The sequence below is a fragment of the Micromonospora sp. HK10 genome (assembly GCF_000982955.1).
In the GTDB taxonomy this organism is placed as follows: domain Bacteria; phylum Actinomycetota; class Actinomycetes; order Mycobacteriales; family Micromonosporaceae; genus Micromonospora.
This window is the reverse complement of the sequence record NZ_KQ058665.1, coordinates 1-20,227: the sequence shown is the minus strand read 5'-3', so window position 1 is coordinate 20,227 and position 20,227 is coordinate 1. Positions and strand designations below refer to the sequence as shown.

21 protein-coding genes are annotated in these 20,227 nt (G+C 74.1%); 7 read left to right on the top strand and 14 right to left on the bottom strand.

Features of this window, described 5'->3' with window-relative positions:
• Window positions 1–39 precede the first annotated feature (39 nt).
• The 3 genes from LQ51_RS33670 (at window position 40) to LQ51_RS02345 (ending at window position 3,559) form a co-directional block, all read left to right on the top strand.
• Entirely contained in the window at window positions 40–501 is a 462-nt protein-coding gene (locus LQ51_RS33670) for a hypothetical protein (RefSeq protein ID WP_046562956.1), read from the top strand.
• Between the two features lie 193 nt (window positions 502–694).
• Window positions 695–2,830 (top strand): DEAD/DEAH box helicase, encoded by a 2,136-nt coding sequence (locus tag LQ51_RS02350; protein WP_046562955.1) that lies wholly within the window; start codon window positions 695–697, stop codon window positions 2,828–2,830.
• Window positions 2,831–2,938: 108 nt separating this feature from the next.
• A complete protein-coding gene (locus LQ51_RS02345) occupies window positions 2,939–3,559 on the top strand; it encodes a putative glycolipid-binding domain-containing protein (RefSeq protein WP_046562959.1) in 621 nt (206 codons plus the stop codon).
• 1 nt (window position 3,560) lies between these two features.
• On the opposite strand, the gene LQ51_RS02340 is transcribed toward LQ51_RS02345, so the two are convergent.
• The 3 genes from LQ51_RS02340 to LQ51_RS02330 all read right to left on the bottom strand — a co-directional run bounded on the left by LQ51_RS02340 (window position 3,561) and on the right by LQ51_RS02330 (window position 6,070).
• Window positions 3,561–4,652, bottom strand: coding sequence for an L-cysteine desulfhydrase Cds1 (locus LQ51_RS02340; protein WP_046562954.1), 1,092 nt, complete (start codon window positions 4,650–4,652; stop codon window positions 3,561–3,563).
• Window positions 4,653–4,674: 22 nt separating this feature from the next.
• Window positions 4,675–5,508 (bottom strand): SDR family oxidoreductase, encoded by an 834-nt coding sequence (locus tag LQ51_RS02335; protein ID WP_046562953.1) that lies wholly within the window; start codon window positions 5,506–5,508, stop codon window positions 4,675–4,677.
• 103 nt (window positions 5,509–5,611) lie between these two features.
• On the bottom strand, window positions 5,612–6,070 hold the full coding sequence (locus LQ51_RS02330; RefSeq protein WP_046562952.1) for an Lrp/AsnC family transcriptional regulator: 459 nt from the start codon (window positions 6,068–6,070) through the stop codon (window positions 5,612–5,614).
• Window positions 6,071–6,338: 268 nt separating this feature from the next.
• On the opposite strand from LQ51_RS02330, the gene LQ51_RS02325 reads away from it, so the two are divergent.
• A complete protein-coding gene (locus LQ51_RS02325) occupies window positions 6,339–6,605 on the top strand; it encodes a BldC family transcriptional regulator (RefSeq protein WP_046562951.1) in 267 nt (88 codons plus the stop codon).
• Between the two features lie 78 nt (window positions 6,606–6,683).
• On the opposite strand, the gene LQ51_RS02320 is transcribed toward LQ51_RS02325, so the two are convergent.
• Entirely contained in the window at window positions 6,684–7,328 is a 645-nt protein-coding gene (locus tag LQ51_RS02320) for a UbiX family flavin prenyltransferase (protein WP_046562958.1), read from the bottom strand.
• Between the two features lie 154 nt (window positions 7,329–7,482).
• Here LQ51_RS02320 and LQ51_RS02315 point away from each other — a divergent pair, with 154 nt between their 5' ends.
• Window positions 7,483–8,448 carry a terpene synthase family protein gene (locus LQ51_RS02315; RefSeq protein WP_046562957.1) on the top strand — a complete coding sequence of 322 codons (966 nt, stop codon included), beginning with the start codon at window positions 7,483–7,485 and terminating at the stop codon, window positions 8,446–8,448.
• Between the two features lie 45 nt (window positions 8,449–8,493).
• Here the strand turns inward: LQ51_RS02315 and mqnP are convergent, their stop codons facing one another.
• From mqnP to LQ51_RS02300, 3 genes are all read right to left on the bottom strand, one after another.
• The gene (gene mqnP / locus LQ51_RS02310; protein ID WP_046562950.1) at window positions 8,494–9,405 is read right to left on the bottom strand and encodes a menaquinone biosynthesis prenyltransferase MqnP; all 912 of its coding nucleotides are present in this window, start codon (window positions 9,403–9,405) and stop codon (window positions 8,494–8,496) included.
• Entirely contained in the window at window positions 9,405–10,865 is a 1,461-nt protein-coding gene (locus tag LQ51_RS02305; protein WP_046562949.1) for a menaquinone biosynthesis decarboxylase, read from the bottom strand. Before LQ51_RS02305 ends, mqnP begins: the two co-directional genes overlap by 1 nt.
• A gap of 249 nt (window positions 10,866–11,114) precedes the next feature.
• Window positions 11,115–11,675 carry a carboxymuconolactone decarboxylase family protein gene (locus LQ51_RS02300; RefSeq protein ID WP_046562948.1) on the bottom strand — a complete coding sequence of 187 codons (561 nt, stop codon included), beginning with the start codon at window positions 11,673–11,675 and terminating at the stop codon, window positions 11,115–11,117.
• Window positions 11,676–11,738: 63 nt separating this feature from the next.
• Between LQ51_RS02300 and LQ51_RS02295 the strand changes: the two genes are divergently transcribed.
• A complete protein-coding gene (locus LQ51_RS02295) occupies window positions 11,739–12,209 on the top strand; it encodes a MarR family winged helix-turn-helix transcriptional regulator (protein WP_046562947.1) in 471 nt (156 codons plus the stop codon).
• Between the two features lie 9 nt (window positions 12,210–12,218).
• On the opposite strand, the gene LQ51_RS02290 is transcribed toward LQ51_RS02295, so the two are convergent.
• Window positions 12,219–13,700 (bottom strand): ATP-binding protein, encoded by a 1,482-nt coding sequence (locus LQ51_RS02290; RefSeq protein WP_046562946.1) that lies wholly within the window; start codon window positions 13,698–13,700, stop codon window positions 12,219–12,221.
• A 96-nt stretch (window positions 13,701–13,796) separates the two neighbouring features.
• Between LQ51_RS02290 and LQ51_RS02285 the strand changes: the two genes are divergently transcribed.
• Window positions 13,797–14,015 carry a hypothetical protein gene (locus tag LQ51_RS02285; protein WP_046562945.1) on the top strand — a complete coding sequence of 73 codons (219 nt, stop codon included), beginning with the start codon at window positions 13,797–13,799 and terminating at the stop codon, window positions 14,013–14,015.
• Between the two features lie 4 nt (window positions 14,016–14,019).
• On the opposite strand, the gene ccsB is transcribed toward LQ51_RS02285, so the two are convergent.
• The 6 genes from ccsB to hemL are packed head-to-tail and all read right to left on the bottom strand — an operon-like array spanning window position 14,020 to window position 20,079.
• Window positions 14,020–15,000 (bottom strand): c-type cytochrome biogenesis protein CcsB, encoded by a 981-nt coding sequence (gene ccsB / locus LQ51_RS02280; RefSeq protein ID WP_046562944.1) that lies wholly within the window; start codon window positions 14,998–15,000, stop codon window positions 14,020–14,022.
• Window positions 15,000–16,619 (bottom strand): cytochrome c biogenesis protein ResB, encoded by a 1,620-nt coding sequence (locus LQ51_RS02275; RefSeq protein WP_046562943.1) that lies wholly within the window; start codon window positions 16,617–16,619, stop codon window positions 15,000–15,002. Before LQ51_RS02275 ends, ccsB begins: the two co-directional genes overlap by 1 nt.
• A complete protein-coding gene (locus LQ51_RS02270) occupies window positions 16,619–17,473 on the bottom strand; it encodes a cytochrome c biogenesis CcdA family protein (protein ID WP_046562942.1) in 855 nt (284 codons plus the stop codon). The genes LQ51_RS02275 and LQ51_RS02270 overlap by 1 nt, the downstream gene beginning before the upstream one ends.
• Window positions 17,473–18,045 (bottom strand): TlpA family protein disulfide reductase, encoded by a 573-nt coding sequence (locus LQ51_RS02265; RefSeq protein WP_046562941.1) that lies wholly within the window; start codon window positions 18,043–18,045, stop codon window positions 17,473–17,475. Before LQ51_RS02265 ends, LQ51_RS02270 begins: the two co-directional genes overlap by 1 nt.
• Entirely contained in the window at window positions 18,045–18,692 is a 648-nt protein-coding gene (locus tag LQ51_RS02260) for a histidine phosphatase family protein (RefSeq protein WP_046562940.1), read from the bottom strand. Before LQ51_RS02260 ends, LQ51_RS02265 begins: the two co-directional genes overlap by 1 nt.
• A gap of 49 nt (window positions 18,693–18,741) precedes the next feature.
• Entirely contained in the window at window positions 18,742–20,079 is a 1,338-nt protein-coding gene (gene hemL / locus LQ51_RS02255) for a glutamate-1-semialdehyde 2,1-aminomutase (protein ID WP_046562939.1), read from the bottom strand.
• Between the last annotated feature and the right edge of the window lie 148 nt (window positions 20,080–20,227).

Here is a 20,227-nt window from a genome sequence, read left to right as displayed (position 1 = left end):
ACACCGGCCCCGCCGGTTCCCCCGCCTCCGCCCGGTCCGATGCCGGCCCCGCCGTTCCCTCCTCCGCCCGCCATGGCCAGCCCGGCGGGCGGGCCGGTTTCCGCGCCGCCCGTCGTGCCGGCCCCCGCGCTGCCGGTCTGGCCGCCGCCGGCCAGCCCCAGCGCGCCCGGCGCCGCGGCTGGCCGGACCTATTCGGCCGGCCGACCCGCGGACCGGGCGGGGCAGCAGGCCGCGCCGGACCTGTCCGGCACCCGGTACGGCGGGACGGAAGGGCCCGGCTTCACCACGGTCTCCTTCCCGCCGGGCAACCCGCTGGAGAACTCCGGCTCGCTGACCGGCCACATCCTGGCCCAGGGCTGGGCCGAGGACGGCCCGGCGACCCGGTCCAGCAACACCCGGGTGGTGATCGTGCTGGCTGTGGCCCTGAGCGTGCTGATCGCGATCAGCCTGCTGGTGGTCTTCCTGGCCAACGACGCGCTGCGCGGGTTGACCGGCGGGTAGGCGGCAATCGGGGTGAGCCCGCCCACTACGAGTTCGCGGCGCGATGCCGCGCCCGCCGAGCCGCCGTACACTTGTCGGGATCACTGACCCGGCGCGCCGTTCGCGCGCCCATGGGCGATCTTGCGGGCGAATCGGCGGCGTACGGAGCCGCGGCGGGCCATCGCGAAGATGCGCCCCGCTCGAAAGGCATTTCTTGACCACCTACGCTGCCCCTGGCACGTCCCCGTCCACCGACCAGACCCCCACGCCGGCGCTCCCGGTCACCGACCCCGTCGACTTCGCCGCCCTGGGCCTGCCCCGGCAGCTCGTCGACGCGCTGGCCCGGCAGGGCATCACCACCCCGTTCGAGATCCAGCGGGCCACCCTGCCGGACGCCCTCGCCGGCCGCGACGTGCTCGGCCGGGGCCAGACCGGCTCGGGCAAGACGCTGGCCTTCGGCCTGCCGGTGATAGCCCGGCTCGCCGAGCGCAACCGGGCCCGGCCGCTGCACCCCCGGGCGCTCGTCCTGGTCCCCACCCGCGAGCTGGCCATGCAGGTCAACGACGCGCTGGTGCCGCTCGGCAAGGCCGTCGGCATCTTCCTCAAGACCGCCGTCGGCGGCGTACCGTACGACCGGCAGATCGACGCGCTCCGGCGGGGTGTGGAGATCGTGGTGGCCACCCCGGGCCGGCTCGGCGACCTCATCGAGCGCGGCGTCTGCCGTCTCGAGGACGTCGAGGTCACCGTGCTGGACGAGGCCGACCAGATGGCCGACATGGGCTTCCTGCCGGAGGTCACCGAGCTGCTGGCGAAGACGCCCGCGGACGCCCAGCGGCTGCTCTTCTCGGCCACCCTGGACAACGACGTCGACTCGCTGGTCAAGCGGTTCATGACCGATCCGGTCACGCACTCCACCGCGCCGGCGACGGCTGCCGTGTCCACCATGGACCACCACCTGCTGCTGATCCCGCCGCACGACAAGTTCGCGGTGGCCGCGTCCATCGCGGCCCGGGACGGCCGCACCATGCTCTTCGCCCGTACGCAGCTCGGCGTCGACCGGCTGGTCGAGCAGCTCGCCGCGGTGGGCGTACGCGCCGGCGGCCTGCACGGCGGGAAGACCCAGCGGATGCGGACCCGGACCCTGGCCGAGTTCCGTGAGGGCCGGATGAACGTGCTGGTGGCCACCGACGTGGCGGCCCGGGGCATCCACGTCGACGGGGTGTCGCTGGTGCTGCACGTCGACCCGCCGAAGGACCCGAAGGACTACCTGCACCGGGCGGGCCGGACCGCCCGGGCCGGCGAGTCCGGCGCGGTGGCCACCCTGGTGCTGCCGAAGCAGCGCCGGACCACCCTGTCGATGCTGGAGAAGGCGGGCGTCGCGCCGGCCGAGACCCGGGTGCGCGCCGGTGACCCGGCACTGACCGAGCTGACCGGTGCCCGGGAGCCGAGCGGCGTCCCGGTCCGCCACGAGCCCGAGCCGCGCCGCGACCGCCCGTCCGGTGCCCGCCGCTTCGGCGACCGGGACGGGACGCGCCGCGAGCGGCACTTCGAGGGACGGGGCCCGGCCGACCGGGACCGCCGCTACGGCGACCGGGACGGACGCGGCGAGCGGCACTTCGAAGGGCGGGGCCCGGCCGACCGGGACCGGCGCTACGGCGACCGGGATGGGGCACGCCGCGAGCGCGCCGACGGCCCGGGCGAGCGCCGCTACGCCGACCGCGCCTCGGGTGACCGGGACCGGGGCACGTTCGACCGGGACCGGGGCGAGCGCCGCTACGCCGACCGGGGCCCCGTCGACCGGGACCGGCGTCCCGGCGACCGCATCTCCTTCGACCGGGACCGCGGCCCTGTCGACCGGGACCGCAGCTCCTTCGACCGCGACCGGGGCGAACGCCGCTACCCCGACCGGGGCACGTTCGACCGGGACCGCGACCAGCGCCGCTCCGGCGACCGGCCGACCGGCGACCGCCGCTACGGCGACCGGCCGACCAGCGACCGCCGCTACGGCGACCGGCCGGCCGACGAGCGCCGCTACGGTGACCGACCGACCAGCGAGCGCCGGTTCGGCGACCGACCGGCCGGCGGGCGCGGCTTCGCCGAGCGGCGGCACGACGACCGCGCGCCGGGCGAGCGGCGCCACGAGGACCGCGCCGGGGGCGAGCGGCGGCACGACGACCGTGGGCCGGGCGAGGGGCGCTACGGCGACCGGGACGCCCGGGGTGACCGGCGCTTCGGTGACCGGGGCGGGGACGTCCGGCCGGCGGACCGGCGGGGCGGCTTCCGGGCGGAGGGCTCCGGCCGGGACGACCGGCGCGGCTTCGGCGGGCGATCCCCGGCACGCACCCACTGAGCACTGACCAACGGACGGACGCCGCCGTCGGGCCCCGGCCCGGCGGCGGCGTTCGCGCATCCCGTGCCGGTGCCCGTCGGTTGGCGTAACGTCCGATTCATGCCGACCATGCCGAAGTCGCTCTTCTGGGCCCGGACCGACACCGCCGGCGCGGAACACGTCGTCCTCGACGATCGTCAGGGACTCAGCGCGCAGGGCGTGCAGCTGGCCGTCGACCCGATCCCCTACACCTGCCGCTACCGGCTGACGGTGGGCGCGGACTGGTCGACCAACCGGCTCGAGGTGGAGACCGAGGGGGCCGGCTGGTCGCGGAGCGTACGGCTGGAGCGCGGCGCGGACGGTTGGCGGGTGCGCACCGGCGAGGAGGGCGACCTGGACGGTGCCCTCGGCGCCGCCGGTCACCCGGCGGCCGGGCTGCCCGGCACGGACGATCCGGACCGGCTGGCCGCGGCGCTCGACGTCGACCTCGGCGGCTCGCCGCTGACGAACACGCTCCCGGTCCGGCGGCTCGGGCTGGGCCGGGCCCCGGCGGACCTGGCCCGGTCGGTGACCGTGGCCTGGGTGCTGGTGCCGAGCCTGCTGGTGGTCCCCGCCGAGCAGGTCTACACGTCGCTCGGGCCCGCCCGGGTCCGGTACGCCGGTGACGGCTTCACCGCCGACCTGGACCTGGACCCGGCCGGCTTCGTGGTGCGTTATCCGGGGCTGGCCGAGCGGATCGACCCGCGCTGACTCAGGCCGGCCAGGCGCCGGTGGTCAGGAACCGGTCGATGGTGGCGAGGTGCGGGGCGAGGTCGAGGCCCTGCCGGGAGACCCACTCGTCGTCGTAGTAGGTGTGCGCGTAGCGGTCCCCGGGGTCGCAGATCAGGGTGACCACCGAGCCGGTCCGGCCGGCGGCGAGCATCCCGGCGATCAGTCCGAACGCCCCCCACAGGTTGGTGCCGGTGGAGCCGCCGACCCGGCGGCCCAGCACGGCCGAACCGGCGCGCATGGCGGCCAGCGACGCGGCGTCCGGGACCTGGACCATCCGGTCGACCACGGAGGGCAGGAAGGACGGCTCGACGCAGGGCCGGCCGATGCCCTCGATCCGGGAGCCCCGCTCGGTGCGTACCGACCAGTCGGCGGCCAGCCAGGCCGGGTAGAAGGCGGAGTTCTCCGGGTCGACCACGCAGAGCTTGGTGGGCAGCCGGCGGTAGCGGGTGTAGCGGCCGATGGTGGCGCTGGTGCCGCCGGTGCCGGCGCCCACCACGATCCACGCCGGCACGGGGTGCCGTTCCAGCGCGAGCTGCGCGTAGATCGACTCGGCGATGTTGTTGTTTCCCCGCCAGTCGGTGGCCCGCTCGGCGTAGGTGAACTGGTCCATGTAGTGCCCGCCGGTGTCCTCCGCGAGCCAGCGTGCCTCGATCACCACCTTGGCCGGGTCCTCGACGAGGTGGCAGCGCCCGCCCTGGAACTCGATCTGGGCGATCTTCTCCGGCGAGGTGGACGCCGGCATCACCGCGATGAACGACAGCCCGAGCATCCGGGCGAAGTACGCCTCGGAGACCGCGGTGGAGCCCGAGGAGGCTTCCACGACGGTGGTCTCCGGGCCGATCCAGCCGTTGCAGAGGCCGTAGAGGAAGAGCGAGCGGGCCAGCCGGTGCTTGAGCGAGCCGGTCGGGTGCACCGACTCGTCCTTGAGATAGAGGTCGATCCCCCACGCCCGGGGCAGCGGGAAGGGCAGCAGGTGGGTGTCGGCCGAGCGGTTCGCGTCGGCCTCCACGGCCGCGATCGCCTCGGTCACCCAGCTCCGGCTGGCCTCGTCGCACCGGTCGAGATGAGTCACGTCGGCAACCTAACAAGCGAGGTCAGCTCGCCTCCGGGCGGACCCGGCGGGCCTGCCGCCGCTGGCCGGCCCGGCCGGCCGCCCGGACCACCGGGGTCAGCGCCAGGGCGAGCCGGGGGAACGTGTCGAGGAGGCGGACCTGGGCGCCGCGCCAGCGCGGCAGGCTCACCACCGGGCGCGGCCGGCGGGCCAGCCGCACGGCCCGCGCGGCGACCCGCTCGGGCGTGAGCAGCGTCCCGGTGAAGGAGGCCAGCGCCCCCGGGTCGTCCAGCTTGTCGTGCAGCATCGGCGTCCAGATCCCGTCCGGGCACAGGCACGACACGTGTACGTCCCGGAGGCCGGCCATCCGCAGGTCGTTGAGGGTGCCGAGGCTGAACGCGAGCAGGGCGTGCTTGCTGGCCGCGTAGACGGTCTCGCCGGGGGCGGCGATCAGCCCGGCCAGCGACACGACGTTGAGCACGTGCCCGTGGCCCTGCTCGCGCAGCACGGCGAGCGCCGCGAGGGTGCCGGTCATCGCGCCGAGCGCGTTCACCTCGACCAGCCGGCGCCGGGTCGCTGCGTCGTGCGTCCAGGACGGGCCGGTGGCCAGGATGCCGGCGTTGTTCACCCAGAGGCCGAGGCCGCCGGGCGTCCGGCCGGCCGCCTCCGCCGCCACGTCGGCGCAGGCCGCCTCGTCGCGTACGTCGAGGGTGCGGGACCAGCCGCCGAGCGGCGCGGCGGCGGCTTCGACCCCGGCGGCGTGCACGTCGGTGAGCAGCACCGGCCAGCCGTCGGCGTGCAGCGCGGCGGCGATCGCCCGGCCCAGGCCGCCGGCCGCCCCGGTCACCACGGCCGCGCCCCGCCCTCGTGTCGTCATCGGCGCACGGTAACGCCCCGGGCCGGTCGGGACCAGGGCCGCCGCCGGCGGGCGCGGTCACGAGGTGGCCGGCGCGCGGTCAGGAGCTGGCCGGCGGGCGCGGTCAGGAGGTGGCCGGCGCGATCGGCTGGGGGCGGTTCTCCCACTTCGTGGAGAGCGCGATGCCGGTACGGGTGGAGGCGACCCCGGCCGTCCGGTTCAGCCGCACGATCAGCTGCTCCAGCTCGGCGATGGTGCCGACCCGGGCCTTGAGCAGGAAGGACTCGACCCCGGCCATGAAGTAACAGGACTCGATCTCCGGCATCTGCCGGAACGCCTCCAGCACGTCGTCGGTGTCGGCGGTCGAGTCCTCCACGATGCCGATCAGCGCGGTCACCGCCAGCCCGACCGCCTCCGGCTCGACCTCGGCCCGGTAGGCCCGGATCACGCCGCTGGACTCCAGCTTGCCGACCCGCTCGTGTACGGCCGGGGCGGAGAGCCCCACCTGGCGGGCCAGCTCGGCGTACGACAGGCGGGCGTTGCCGCGCAGCAGCTCCACGAGACTCAGGTCGATCGCATCCACGGAGAGTGACCTTATCCGTTCGGCCGTAACGCGAGACGGTCGGTACCGGTTGAACATGACGTCGCGTTGCCATTCACAAACGGTCCGTCATGGGGGTTCTACGCCGGTACCATTTACTAACTTCTCAGTCCGTGCGTTTTTCGCGTTTGGCGGACACGCCAGGTCGCCGGTGCTGTAATTGCCATACGTCCCTCATGACGGCTCTGGGCTCGCACCGGCCGGGGGCAGTGTGTTCAGCCGGGGGCTTCGTCGACGCGAGGAGGGGGCTGTGGACACTGGAGATCGCCTGCTGACACCGGGTGAGGTCGCCGCGCTGTTTCGGGTTGACCCGAAGACCGTGACCAGATGGGCAGCGGCCGGCCGGATAGGCAGCATCCGGACTCCAGGCGGGCATCGCCGGTTTCGGGAATCCGAGGTGCGGGCCCTGCTTGAGGGGGAGGGCATGCTGGACGAGGCGGAGGACATGGGCAAGCCACGCAACATGGGCCCGACCGCCACGACCGGGTCCGGTCCGGCGAACGCCGGCATGTACTGACGCGACGCCGGCCGGGGCGCGGGGCCGACCGGAGGGCGGCCCCGCGCCCCGCCGGCCAGCAGCGGGACGGCCCGGCCGTCAGCGCTGCCCGGCACCCCGCCGGTCCGCCGCCAGCTCACCCGACCAGCGCCGGAACAGGGTGTGCGGTACGCCGAGCGCGTCGAGCACCTTGCCGGCCACGAAGTCGACCAGCTGCTGGGCGGAGGCCGCCGCCCCGGCGCCGTAGAAACCGGGGCTGGCCGGCAGCACGACGGCGCCGGCGTCGTGCAAGGCGATGAGGTGTTCCAGGTGGCTGCGGGTGACCGGGGTCTCCCGGGGCACGATCACCACCGGCCGCCGCTCCTTGAGGTTCACCTCGGCGGCGCGCTGCAACAGGTCCTTGGAGAGCCCGATCGCGATGCCGGCGCAGGCGGCCGTGCTGGCCGGGACGACGGCCATCCCGCGTACCCGGTAGGAGCCGCTGCTGGGGCCGGCGGCCAGGTCACCGGCCGGCCAGTGCCGCAGGTCGGCGCCGGTGAGGTCGCGGCCGAGCCAGGCCGCCAGGTCCTCGGCCCAGCGGCCGTCCCGGAACGGGCGGCCGGTCTCGTCGAGGATGGTCAGCCGGGCCGCCCGGGAGACGACGAGATCCACTGCCGCGCCGGCGTCGAGCAGGCCCCGGATGACGGCGGCCGCGTACGGCGTGCCGGAGGCCCCGGAGACGCCCACCACCCATGGTTCGCGCATGCCGTCCAGCCTGCCTGGTCGGGCGGCCGGGCGGGCGGCCACCCCCCGGGAACGGCTCGACCACGCGACCCGGGTCGATCGTCCGCCGGGGCGGCGGCCGGCCCGGCGACCTGCCATGCTTCCGTCGACCCAGTGCGTACGGAAGGGATCGGTGATGGCGGAGGCGGTGCTCCGGTCGCTGCGGGCGGACTGCCCGATCCCGCCCCGGCTCTCCCCGTACGCCGATCCGGTGCAGGATTGGCTGCTCGATCAGCTCGACCGGCTCGGGCTGCCGCTGGACGCGGCGGCCCGGCGGCGGTTGTCCCGGGCCGGCTTCGCCCGGTACGCCGGCCGGCTCTACCCGGACGCCGAGGAGCCCGACCTGCGCGTGCTGACCGCCCTGTTCACCTGGTTCTTCCTGGTCGACGACGCCTTCGACGGGCCGGGCCGGCCGGATCCGGGGGGCATCCGGGGGTTGCGGGACGGCACGCTGGCCCTGCTCCGGGAGGGGCCGCGCTCCCGGCATCCCGGATTCTCCGGTCCGCTGCGCCGGTTGCTGGTGCAGGCCTGGCGGGAGCCCCGGCAGCGGATGCCGGCCCGCTGGCGGCTGCGCTTCGCCGACGCGGTCGCCGACCACCTGGACGGGGTGTGGCGGGAGGCGGTCGCCCGGGCCGCCGGCCGGCCGCCGGGGGTGGCCGAGTACGTGGAGCTGCGCCGGACCACCTCGGCGGCGTACGTCTCGTTCCCGCTGATCGAGTTCGCCACCCGGCGCCCGCTGCCCGACCCGGTCTACTTCCATCCCGCGCTGCGCCGGCTCGCGGGCCTCGCCAACGACCTGCTCTCCTGGTTCAACGACATCGCCTCGCTGGACCGGGACCGGGCCACGGCCGGGGGCCACAACCTGGTGCTGGCGGTGGCCGCCGAGCGGGGCGTGCCGGTGGACACCGCGGTGGAGCTGGTGGCGGCGCGGTGGCGGGCGGAGATGGCCCGGTTCACCGCGCTGCGGGCGGCCGTGCCGTCGTTCGGGCCGGCGCTCGACGAGTCGGTCACCGCCCACCTCGACGGGCTGGCCAACGCGGTGCGGGGCACCGTCGACTGGACCCTGGAGAGCGCCCGCTACCCGGCCACCGCCACGCCCTGACCCCGGGCCGGCCGCAGCCGTGGCGCCGGCCGGCCGGTTGCCGGCTCAGCCGCGCAGGCCGAGGCGGATCACCAGGTCGAGCAGGGCGAAGACGAAGAGCGCGATGCCGACGAAGCCGTTGGCGGTGAAGAACGCCCGGTTGACCTTGCTGAGGTCGGTGGGGCTGACCACCAGGTGCTGGTAGCCGAAGGCGACGGCGGTGAACGCCAGCCCGATCCACCAGAGCCAGCCGAAGCCGACCAGCGCGCCGAACCAGATGAACAGCGCGAAGGTGATCACGTGCGCGACGGTCGAGGCGTGCAGGGCGAACCGGCGGCCGTAGCGGGCCGGCACGCTGTGCACCCCGATCTCCTGGTCGATCTCGGAGTCCTGGCAGGCGTAGATCAGGTCGAAGCCGCCGATCCACAGCCCGACGGCGGCGCCGAGCAGCCAGGCCGGCCCGGAGCCGGCGAGCGTGCCGGTGACCGCCAGCCAGGCGCCGACCGGGCCGACCGCCTGCGCGATCGCCAGGATGGCGTGCGGCCAGTTGGTGAACCGCTTGCCGTACGGGTAGACGACCAGCGGCACCACGGCGAGCGGGGCGAGCGCCAGGCAGAGCGGGTTGAGCAGGGCGGCCGTGGCGAGGAACACCACCAGCGCCACCACCGCGCCGGTCCACGCCGTCCGGACGCTCACCGCCCCGGTGACCAGTTCCCGGTTTGCGGTACGCGGGTTCCGCGCGTCGATCCGCCGGTCGAGGATCCGGTTGGCGGCCATCGCGAAGGTCCGTGCGCCGACCATCGCCACGGTGATCAGCAGCAGGTCGAGCCAGCGCACCCGGCCGCCGTGCACCTGCATGGCGGTCAGCGCCGACAGGTACGCGAACGGCAGCGCGAAGACCGAGTGTTCGATCGCGACCAGCTTGAGGAAGGACCTGACCCGGCCCGGGCGTTCGACGGGTTCCAGCACGGTGGTCATCAGATCCCGTACTCCTTCCAGCGCTTGTCGACCAGGGCCGCCACCTCGGGCGCCATGGTCATCTCTTCCGGCCAGCCCCGGGTGTAGCCCTCGGTGGGCAGCTTGCGGGTGGCGTCGACGCCCGCCTTGCCGCCCCAGAACTGCTGGTACGAGGCGTGGTCCAGGTGGTCGACCGGGCCCTCGGTGACGAGCAGGTCGCGGGCGTAGTCGACGTTGCCGAAGGCGCGGAAGGCGACCTCGTTGTAGTCGTGCACGTCGCAGTCCTCGTCGACGATCACGATGAGCTTGGTCAGCGACATCATGTGCGCGCCCCAGATGGCGTTCATCACCTTCTGGGCGTGCTTCGGGTAGCGCTTGCGGATGGAGACGATCGCGCAGTTGTGGAAGACCCCGGCGGCGGGCAGGTCGTAGTCGACGATGTCCGGGATCAGGAACCGCAGCAGCGGCGCGAAGATCCGCTCGGTGGCCTTGCCGAGGCCGTGGTCCTCCTGCGGCGGCTGGGACGTGACGATCGAGTGGTAGACCGGGTCGCGCTGCATGGTCATCGTCTCGATGTGCAGCACCGGGAACGGCTCGACCGGCGTGTAGAAGCCGGTGTGGTCGCCGAACGGCCCCTCGGGCAGCCGCTCGCCCGGCTCCAGGTAGCCCTCCAGCACGACCTGCGCGTGCGCCGGCACCTGCAACGGGACGGACAGGCAGTCGACCATCTCGACCCGCTCGCCGCGCAGGAACCCGGCGAACAGGTATTCGTCGATGTCGGCGGGGAGCGGCGCGCTGGCGGCGTAGGCGACCGCCGGGTCGGCGCCGATGGCGACCGCCACCGGCAGGCGCTGGCCGAGCCGCTCGGCGACCGCGTGGTGCGCGGTGGAGTTCTTGTGGATCTGCCAGTGCATGCCGAGCGTGTTCCGGCCGTGCTGCTGGAGCCGGTAGAGGCCGAGGTTGCGCTTGCCGGTCTCCGGGTGCTTGGTGTGGGTCAGCCCGAAGTTGTGGAAGATCCCGCCGTCGCCCGGCCAGACCTGGAGCCCCGGCAGCCGGTTCAGGTCGACGTCGTCGCCGCGGTAGACCACCTGCTGGCAGGGGGCGGTCCGGACCTTCTTCGGCGGCATCGACTTGAGCTGCATGACCTTGCCGAGGCCGCCCATCATGCCGGCGAAGCCCTGCGGCAGCTCCGGCTTGAGCAGCTCGCCGATCCGCTCGCCGATCTCGTCGAGCGTCTCGACGCCGAGCGCCATGGCCATCCGCTTCTCGGTGCCGAACAGGTTGATCGCCACCGGCATCTCGCCCCGGGTGGGCCGCTCGAAGAGCAGCGCCGGGCCGCCGGCGCGGACGGTCCGGGTGACCACCTCGCTGATCTCCAGCGTCGGGTCCACCGGGACGCTCACCCGCCGCAGTTCGCCCGCGCGTTCCAGGGCCGCGAGGAAGTCCTTGAGATCGGGGTACGGGAAGCCACGAGCCGCCATCCCACCAGTCTCCCGCACCGCCCCCGGTGCTGCCCCAGCCGGGTCGCCGGCCCGACCCGGTGTGGACTCCGTCACACCTCCCGATCGCGTTGCTGCCGCACTACCCGCGCGCCGTTCGCCGTGCTCGACGTGGCCGGCCACCACCTCCAGATCGAGCAGCCGGTCCTCTTCGACGCCCTACTGGGCGAGGGCTCGACCGCGCCGAGGGCCTGACCGGCGGCCGGCCACGGACCGGGGCGCGGGGCCCGGTCAGCGGCCGGGCGTCCAGGCGTACGCGGCCAGCGGCGGGTCGACCGGGGCGCCGGTGAGCCGGTTGGCGAAGGTGGAGATGGTGTACGCGCCGACGCCGAGCACCACGTCCAGGGCGTGTCGGGGCTGCCAGCCGGCGGCGAGGAAGGCGTCCAGGTGTTCGTCGGGGACGGCGCCCCGGTGGTCGAGGACCGCGACGGTGAGGCGGCGCAGCGCCTCCAGGCGGCGGTCGGGCAGCGCCCTGCCGGCGCGCAGCGCCTCGATCAGCTCGGGCGCCGCGTCGTGCCGGGTGAGCGTCGCGGTGTGCATGGCCACGCAGAGGTGGCACTCGTGGCGGGTGGCGACGGTCAGCACGACCACCTCGCGGGCGACCGGGTCGAGGTCGGTGGAGTCGAAGACGGCGACCGCGCCGAGGAAGCCCTTGAGCAGCTCGGGTGACTCGGCCATCAGGCCGACGGCGGTGGGCAGGTGCCCCTGTGTGCGCTCGATGGCGGTCATGGTCGGTCGGGCGGCGGCGGGGGCGCTGCCGGTGGTGTGGGCGGTGAAGACAGGTCGGGACATGAGGGAGCCCTTCGCGTAAGATAGTCAACGTGGTTGACCAAATAGTAAATGAGGTTGTCGAACGTGGCAACGCCTGACCGACCTGGATTCGTGCTCCCGCTGCTGCTGCTCGCCGGCTTCCGTACGCTCATCGACGACCTGCACGCCGAGCTGGCCCGGCAGGGGCACGCCGAGCTGCGCCCGGCCCACGGCTTCGTGCTCCAGGCCGTCGGCGCGGGCGGCACCACCGCCTCCGACCTCGGCCAGCGCCTCGGTGTCTCCAAGCAGGCGGCCGGCAAGACCGTCGACCGCCTCGTCGCACTCGGCTACCTGGAACGCGCCGACGACCCCGCCGACGCCCGCCGCAAGCTGGTCCGGATGACCGCCAAGGGGTACGACGGGCTGCGCCGCTCGGCTGTCGTCTTCGACGAGCTGCGCGACCGCTGGGCGGCCACCCTGGGCCCCGACCGGGTCGCGGCCATCGAGGACGACCTGCGCCGGATGGTCCCCGCCGACGTCTTCCGGCTCGACGTCCCCGGCTGGTTCGGCGGGTGAGCGGACCGCTCAGTCCCGGTAGAGCCGGGCCGGGTCGAGCAGCACCACGTCCCGCCGCCCCGCCGCCACCCGGACGAGTTCGTCGGCGAAGCCCTGGCCGCTCGTCAGCACCAGCCGGGTGGCCGCCGCGTCGAAGCCGGGGCGCGCCACGAGGAGCGACCTGATCCGCTCCAACCGGTCCAGGTCGGCGGGGCCGAGCTGTCGCCCCCACTTCGCCTCACCGATCGCCCGCAACGGCCGCGGGCCGTCCCCCAGTGGCGGTTCGCCGAGGGCGACCAGATCGAGTTCGTGACTCGTCCGACTGGCCGGATCGGTCACCGTGGCGGCGGTCGCCTCGGCGACCGGCCCACCCAGCACATCGGGGTCGGCGAAGCGCAGGGACCACTGGCGCACGATCTCCTCGAAGCGTGGGCCGAGGACCGCGCTGGCGTACCGGCGTTGTGACCGTCGCCAGACGTCCGCGCCCCGGCGCTGCTCGAGTGCCGTCCAGGCCGGTCGCATGATCGCCTGGTAGAACGTGATCAGCGGCTCGGTGATCCGGTAGCTGCTGCGGCCGCTCCGGAACGGATCCGGCTCGCGCACCAACAACCCGGCGTCCTCCAGCACGGTCAGCGGATGCTGCAGGTCGTTGGCCTTCCGCCCGATGTAGCCCGCGATGCCGCCCCGGCTGGCGTTGCCGTCCGCGACCGCCGCGAGCACCGAGTGGTACAGCGACGTGTCACGGAGGTCGGGGTCCTCGGCCAGCAGATACCGGGCCTCCCGGAACAGCGGACGGGCGGGATTGAGCACCGCCCGCACCACCCACTCGTCGAAGTCCCCCGGGCCGGCCGGTGCGTCGTCCTGGACGTACTCGCGCCGGTAGGCGGGCGTACCCCCCACGATGGCGAAGACCCTGGCCGCCAGCAGCGGGTCCTCGATCCCCCAGAACGCGGCGGCCGCCCGGTAGTCCAGCGGCTGCACCGGCAGCTCCAGCCCGGCCCGTCCGCGCAGCGGCGCCGAGCCGGCGAGCAGGCCCCCCATGAAGGAGAGCGCGGAGCCGCACAGGAGCAGGCGGGTCCGCGACCCGGTCCGCTGGGGCCGACCGGGCGTGAGCGCGTGCTGGATGATCGAGGGGAGGTCCCGGGCGGCACGCACCAGGTACGGGAACTCGTCCAGCACGACGGTCACCGGGCGGTCGCGCCCGAGCGCGAGCAGGGCGTCGACGGCGGCGTCCCAGTTGGCCAGGTGGACGGGGCCAGGAGCCCCCGTGTACGCGCCGAGCGCCTCGCCCAGCCGGCGCAGCGACTCGGTCGCCGTGGCCTCGGTCGCGCCGAAGTAGAAGCCGCCGTCGGCCCGGGCCAGCTCGTAGAGCAGCAGCGTCTTGCCCTGGCGTCGGCGACCACTGACGACGCCGAGGGTCGCCCCGGGCCGGGAGTCGGCGACGAACCCGGCCAGTTCGGCCCACTCCACCGTCCGATCGAAGATCCCGGCGGGCTTCTCCGGCAAGGGCATGCGCTCACCGCAATTCGTAGAACTACATTTCTTAGAAGTGTAGTCCTACATTTTGTGTCACTGACAGCTTCGCCACGGCGCGGCACGATGGGGCGCATGGACGACGCGTACGTGGTGGGGAATCCGGACGGGCTGACGCCGCTCCAGGCGGAGATCCGGGACGCGGTGGCCCGCGAGCTGCACGCCCAGTTCGCCCTGCGGGCCGACCGGCTCGACCTGGCCGACCTGCCCGAGGTGGCCTACCAGATCACCCAGCGGATCGACGAGGTGCTGACCGGCACGCTGGCCCGGCACGCGCGCCGGGCCCCGCGCTGACAGATCAGTTGACGCCGGCGTACGAGTGCAGGCCGGTGAAGAAGAAGTTGACCCCGAACAGGTTCATCAGCATGGTCAGGAAGCCCACCACGGCGATCCAGGTGGCCACGTTCCGCCTGATGCTCGGGGTGGCCCGGGCGTGCAGGTAGCCGGCATACACCACCCAGGAGATGAACGCCCAGGTCTCCTTCGGGTCCCAGCCCCAGGCGCGGCCCCAGGCCGCCTCGGCCCAGATCGCCCCGGCGATCACCGCGAAGGTGAAGATCGGGAAGGCGAAGGCGTGCAGCGCGAAGGTCAGCCGCTCCAGGCCGGCCGCCGCCGGCAGCCGCCGGGCCAGGGTGTACGGGAAGCTGCGCCGCCCCTGCTCCCAGCCGGCCCGCAACAGGTACGCCGCGGCCGGCACCACGCCCAGCAGGAAGATGCCGGAGGCGAAGATGATCGTCGACACGTGGATGATGAACCAGTAGGAGCGCAGCGCCGGCATCAGCGGCACCACCTCCACGTAGAGCTTCAGCTCCGCGAACGCCAGCAGCAGCACCATGACCAGGGTCAGGAAGAGCCCGAGCCGGCGCAGCGACGGCTGCTTCCAGAGCACCACGAGCCAGGCGGCGGCCCCGATGAGGGTGACCGTCAGCACGAACTCGTACATGTTTCCCCAGGGCATCCGCCCCGCGGCGATGCCCCGGGTGACCACCGCGCCCAGGTGCAGGGCGGCGGCGAGCACGGTGAGCCAGGCGGCGACCCGGCCGGCGATCAGCGCCCGGGCCGCCGATCGGCTGGGCCGTGCCTCGACCGCGGCGGCGACCGGCGTCTCGACCGCCCCGCCGGAACCGCCGACGCCCGCGCCGACCAGCTCCCGGGCCGGGGCGGTCCGGGCCGACCCGGCGCGGACGTTGCCGAGCGCGTACTCGACGGCGTGGCTGATCATCGCGACCAGGTAGGCCAGGATCGCGAACGTGACCAGCTGGTCGGAGAGTGCGGACATCACTCGGCTCCTTCTCGGGCCGGGCGGTCGGCCCGCCCGTCGTCGCTGATCGCGGCGACGAGCTGCGCGAACTCGTCGGCGAACCCCGGATGGTCGGTGCGCGGCAGCCCACCGGCCTCCACCAAACTACTACCGCTCGTCGGAGATCCACCCTCGGAGGGCGAAACCCGGAACCAGACCCGCCGGCGCCGGGCGAAGAGCGAACCCATCAGGCCGAGCAGCAGCGTCCCGCAGGCGACCAGCATCAGCGCCTGCCCGGGAGCGTGCCGCACCGAGATGGTGATGTACGGCTTCGTGCCGACGAACTCCAGCGTGCTGCCGTCGTCCAGGGTCCACTTCTCGCCCAGACCGAGCTTCTTGTCGCCGATCTGGGTGAGCTTGCCGCTGTCGATCTGCCGCTGGTCGAGCTGGTAGACCGAGCCGGGGATGCCGGCGTCCAGCCCGAGGTTGCCCCGGTACGCGACCAGCACCACCGCCGGGTTCCGCTCCGCCGGGAACTGCGACGCGACGAACGGCGCGGTCTCCGGCGCGGTCGGCAGGTAGAGCCCGTCGAAGGCGACCTGCTGGTCCGGGGCGCGGGCGCCGGTCTTCGGGTCGACGTTCGCGTCCGGGAAGGCGGCCACCCCCTCCTCCGTCGCGTTCTGGTCGCCGGTGCGCAGGAACGGCGCCACGCTGGTCTGGGTGCGGCCGTACCGGTCGGTGTACCTGAGGACCGGCGCGTAGCCGTTGCCGAGCAGGTAGACGTTGGCCGGGCCGAGCCGCAGCGGCGAGTTCACCGAGAAGCCGGCGGTCCGCGTCGAACCGTCGGTCTCGTCCACGGTCACCGTGGCCCAGTAGCGGGACGCCTGCCCGGAGGCCAGGTAGTCGGCCTCGAACCGGTCCAGGGTGAGGCAGAACGGCGGGAGGTCGGCGCTGTCCACGCGCGGGCCGAGCGACGCCTCCGCGTACTGCTGGCGGGTGTTGCAGAAGGCGTTGTCCGCGCCGGCCACCAGGATCCGGTTGCCGTGCCAGCCGTACCAGGAGCCGAGCGCGACCCCGAGCAGGACGGCGACCAGCGAGACGTGGAAGAGCAGGTTGCCGGTCTCCTTGAGGTAGCCCTTTTCGGCGGAGACCTCGTTGCCGCGCACGGTGACCCGCCAGCGGCGGCGGCGCAGCACCGCCGCGACCGCCGCGGGGTCGGCGGCGGCCGGCACCTCGAGCACCGCGTGCTGGGGCAGCCGGTCGAGCCGCTTCGGCGCGGCCGGCGGCCGCATCCGCAGCGCGCGGACGTGGTCGCGGGTCCGGGGCAGGATGCAGCCGACCAGCGAGGTGAAGAGCAGCAGGTAGATCGCGGAGAACCAGACCGAGCCGAAGACCCCGAAGAAGCCGAGCTGGTCCAGCCGGGGGGCCAGGTCGGGGTGGTCGATGAAGTACTGGTTGACCTTCTCCGGGTTGACTCCGCGCTGCGGCAGCACCGAGCCGGGAATGGCGGCGACCGCGAGCAGGAAGAGCAGGATCAGCGCGGTACGCATGCTGGTGAGCTGCCGCCACGAGTTGCGCAGCAGGGCCAGCACCGGGTTGACCCGCCGCCGGGGCGCGCCGGCCGGTGGCGCCGCCGGGCGGTCGTCCACGGTCGTCATCAGATGCTCACCTCGCCCGTGCCGACGTGCGTCTGCAGCCAGATCACAAAGCCCTGCCACCCGCCGGTGACCAGCGCCAGGCCGATCAGGATCAGCAGCGCGCCGCCGATCCGGGTGACCCAGCGGCTGTTGCGACGGACGGCGCGGAACACCCCGAGCAGGCGGTGGAAGCCCAGCCCGAAGACGACGAACGGTACCCCCAGCCCGAGGCAGTACGCCACGGCCAGCAGCACGGCCCGGTCCGACTTGCCCTCCACGGCCGCCATGCCGAGCACCGCGCCGAGCGTCGGGCCGGTGCAGGGCAGCCAGCTCAGCGCGAAGACCGCGCCGAGCACCGGGGCGCCGAGCAGCCCGGCGGCGGGCAGCCGCCGGATCCGGAACTCGCGTTGCAGCCCGGGGATCACCCCGAGGTAGCCGAGGCCGAGCAGCACCACCAGCGCACCGATGACGATCTCCAGCGTGCGCTCGTACTCGAAGAAGAGCCGGCCGACACCGGAGAAGAGGATCGCGGTGGCGACGAACACGACCGTGAAGCCGGCGATGAAGAGCAGCGTGCCGGCGAGCACCCGCCCCTTCACCGCGGCCGTCGTCCGGGCCGGCGCCGCCGTCCGTTCCGCCACGTCCACGCCGCCGCCCGGATTGGGCACGGGCTCCGCCGCCACCGGAGCCGTCGACCGGGGCCGCTCCCGGCCCTCCAGGTCGGCGCCGGCCAGGCCGGTGACGTACGACAGGTAGCCGGGCATCAGCGGCAGGACGCACGGGGAGAGGAAGCTGACCAGCCCGGCGAGCGCCGCCGCGCCGATGGCCAGCAGCAGCGGGCCGGACTCGGCGAGCTGGCGGAACGTCTCGCCCATCAGCGGGACCCGGACCTGGGCTGCTCGGCCGCGATCCGCTCGACGATCGGCCGCAGCCCTTCCTGGGTGACCGCCGCCCGGACCACGGCGGCGATCCGGCCCTCCCGGTCCAGCACCACGGTGGCCGGGATGGTGTTCGGCGGGATGTCCAGGGCCAGCGCCAGCCGGCTCGCCGGGTCGAAGAGGCTCGGGTAGCTGATCCGGCCTTCCTCGAAGGCGATCGCCTTGTCCTTGCTGTCCTGCACGTTGATGCCGAGGAAGGTCACCCCGGACGCCTTGGTGGCCTGGTAGGTGGCCTCCAGGTCGTCGGCCTCGGCCCGGCAGGGCGCGCACCAGGAGCCCCAGAAGTTGACCACCACGACCGTGCCCCGGTCCTGCGAGACGTCGTACCGGCCGCCGCTGAGCAGCTCACCGGCGAGCGCGGGGGGCGCCGACCGCTGGTCCGGGGCGCACTCGATGATGCCGCTCCGGTCCGCGCAGCGGCTCTCCTGGTTGCCGGAGGAGCAGCCGACCAGCGCCGTACCGGTGCTGACGGCGACCAGCAGGGCGGCGACGAGCCTCCGGGTACGCATCAGGCGCCCTTGGCCGTCCGGGCGCCGGGCGAGATGGCGATCAGGTGGGCGGCCGGCTCGGAGTAGCCGATGCCGACGATCTTGGCGCCGTCGAAGTGGAAGGTGGTGAGGCTGGCCAGCCCGCACTGCCGCCGGCGCGGGTCGTGCCAGAGCCGCTTGCGTTCGACGTGGCGGCGCAGGGTCCAGATGGGCAGCTGGTGCGAGACCAGCACGGCCTCCCGCCCTTCGGCGGCGATCCGGGCGGCGTGCAGCGCCGCGAACATCCGCTCCGCGATGGCCTGGTACGCCTCACCCCAGGACGGGGTGAGCGGGTCGCGGAGCACCCACCAGTTGCGCGGGTCCCGGAACGAGCCGTCGCCGGGCGAGACCTTCTTGCCCTCGAACCAGTTGGCGCTCTCGATCAGCCGCTCGTCCACCCCGACCGGGAGCCCGAACTGGGCGGCGATCGGCTCGGCGGTCTGCTGGGCGCGTTCCAGCGGGCTGGCCACCACGTGCACCACGGTCCGCTCGGCGAGCGCCTGGGCGGCGGCCTTCGCCATCTGGACGCCCAGCTCGGAGAGGCGGAAGCCGGGCAGCCGGCCGTAGAGGATCCCGTCCGGGTTGTGCACCTCGCCGTGCCGCAGCACGTGGACCACCGTCTCACTCACGCCTGAGCCCCTCTCGTCCGCGACCCGGCCCCGCTCGTCGCGCGCACCGTCAACCCCCGTGTCCCGCCACCGCCGCAGCGGTCGCCGCGCCGGGCAGCGCGGCGGCGATCTGGTCCAGGGCGGCGTCGTCGATCGCCGCCGACACGAACCACGACTCGAACGCGCTCGGTGGCAGGTAGACGCCGGCGGCGAGCATCGCGTGGAAGAACGCCTTGAACGCCGGCACCTGCTGGGTGCGGGCGGTGTCGTAGTCGACCACCTCGGCGTCGGTAAAGAAGATGGAGAACATGTTGCCGGCGGTCGACAGGCGGTGCGGCACGCCCGCGGCGGCCAGCGCGTCGGTGGCCAGCTTGCCCACCGTGGCGGCGGTCTCGTCCAGCTTGCGGTAGAGCGCGTCGTCGGCCAGCCGCAGGGTGGCCAGGCCGGCGGCGCAGGCCAGCGGGTTACCGGAGAGCGTGCCGGCCTGGTAGACCGGGCCGGCCGGGGCCAGCCGCGCCATGATCTCCGCGCGCCCGCCGAACGCCGCCGCGGGCAGCCCGCCACCCATGACCTTCCCGTACGTCCACAGGTCGGCGTCGGACGGGTCGAGGCCGTGCCAGCCGGCGCGGGAGACCCGGAAGCCGGTCATCACCTCGTCGACGATGAGCAGCGCGCCGTGCGCGTGGGCGATCCGGGCCAGCGCGGCGTTGAAACCGTCGCGAGGGGCGATCACGCCCATGTTGCCGGCGGCCGCCTCGGTGATGACCGCGGCGATGTGCCGGCCCTCGGCGGCGAAGACCTCCTCCACCGCGCGCAGGTCGTTGTACGGCAGCACGATGGTGTCGCCGGCGGCGGCGCCGGTGACGCCGGGCGAGTCCGGCAGGCCGAAGGTCGCCACGCCGGAGCCGGCGGCGGCGAGCAGCGCGTCGGAGTGACCGTGGTAGCAGCCGGAGAACTTGACGATCTTGGCGCGGCCGGTGAAGCCGCGGGCCAGCCGGATCGCCGACATGGTCGCCTCGGTGCCGGAGTTGACCAGGCGGACCTGCTCGACGGGGGTCCGCGCGATGATCTCCTCGGCCAGGTCGACCTCGCCGGGGGTGGGGGTGCCGAAGCTGGTGCCGAGCGCCGCGGCGGCGCGCAGCGCCTCGACCACCTCGGGATGGGCGTGCCCCAGGATCAGCGGGCCCCACGAACAGACCAGGTCGACGTACCGTCGACCGTCGGCGTCGAAGAGCCAGGGACCCTCCCCCCGGACCATGAAGCGCGGGGTGCCGCCGACGGCACGGAACGCGCGCACGGGTGAGTTCACCCCGCCGGGCACGATGGCCTTGGCGCGGTCGAACAGGGCCTCGGAGGCCGGCGCGTCGGCCGGGTAGCGGCCGGATCCGGCGGAAAAGGTATCGGTCACGATGCCGCCATTGTGTCAGCGCCGGACGGCGAATCGGCAGGCACCCCGCTGCGGGGGTTACCCGGCTCACGCCTTGGCGACCCGGCTCGGCACGACCGGGACGACGTGCCGCCCCGGTGGCCGCGGGGTGGTGGCCGTCGCCCCGCGG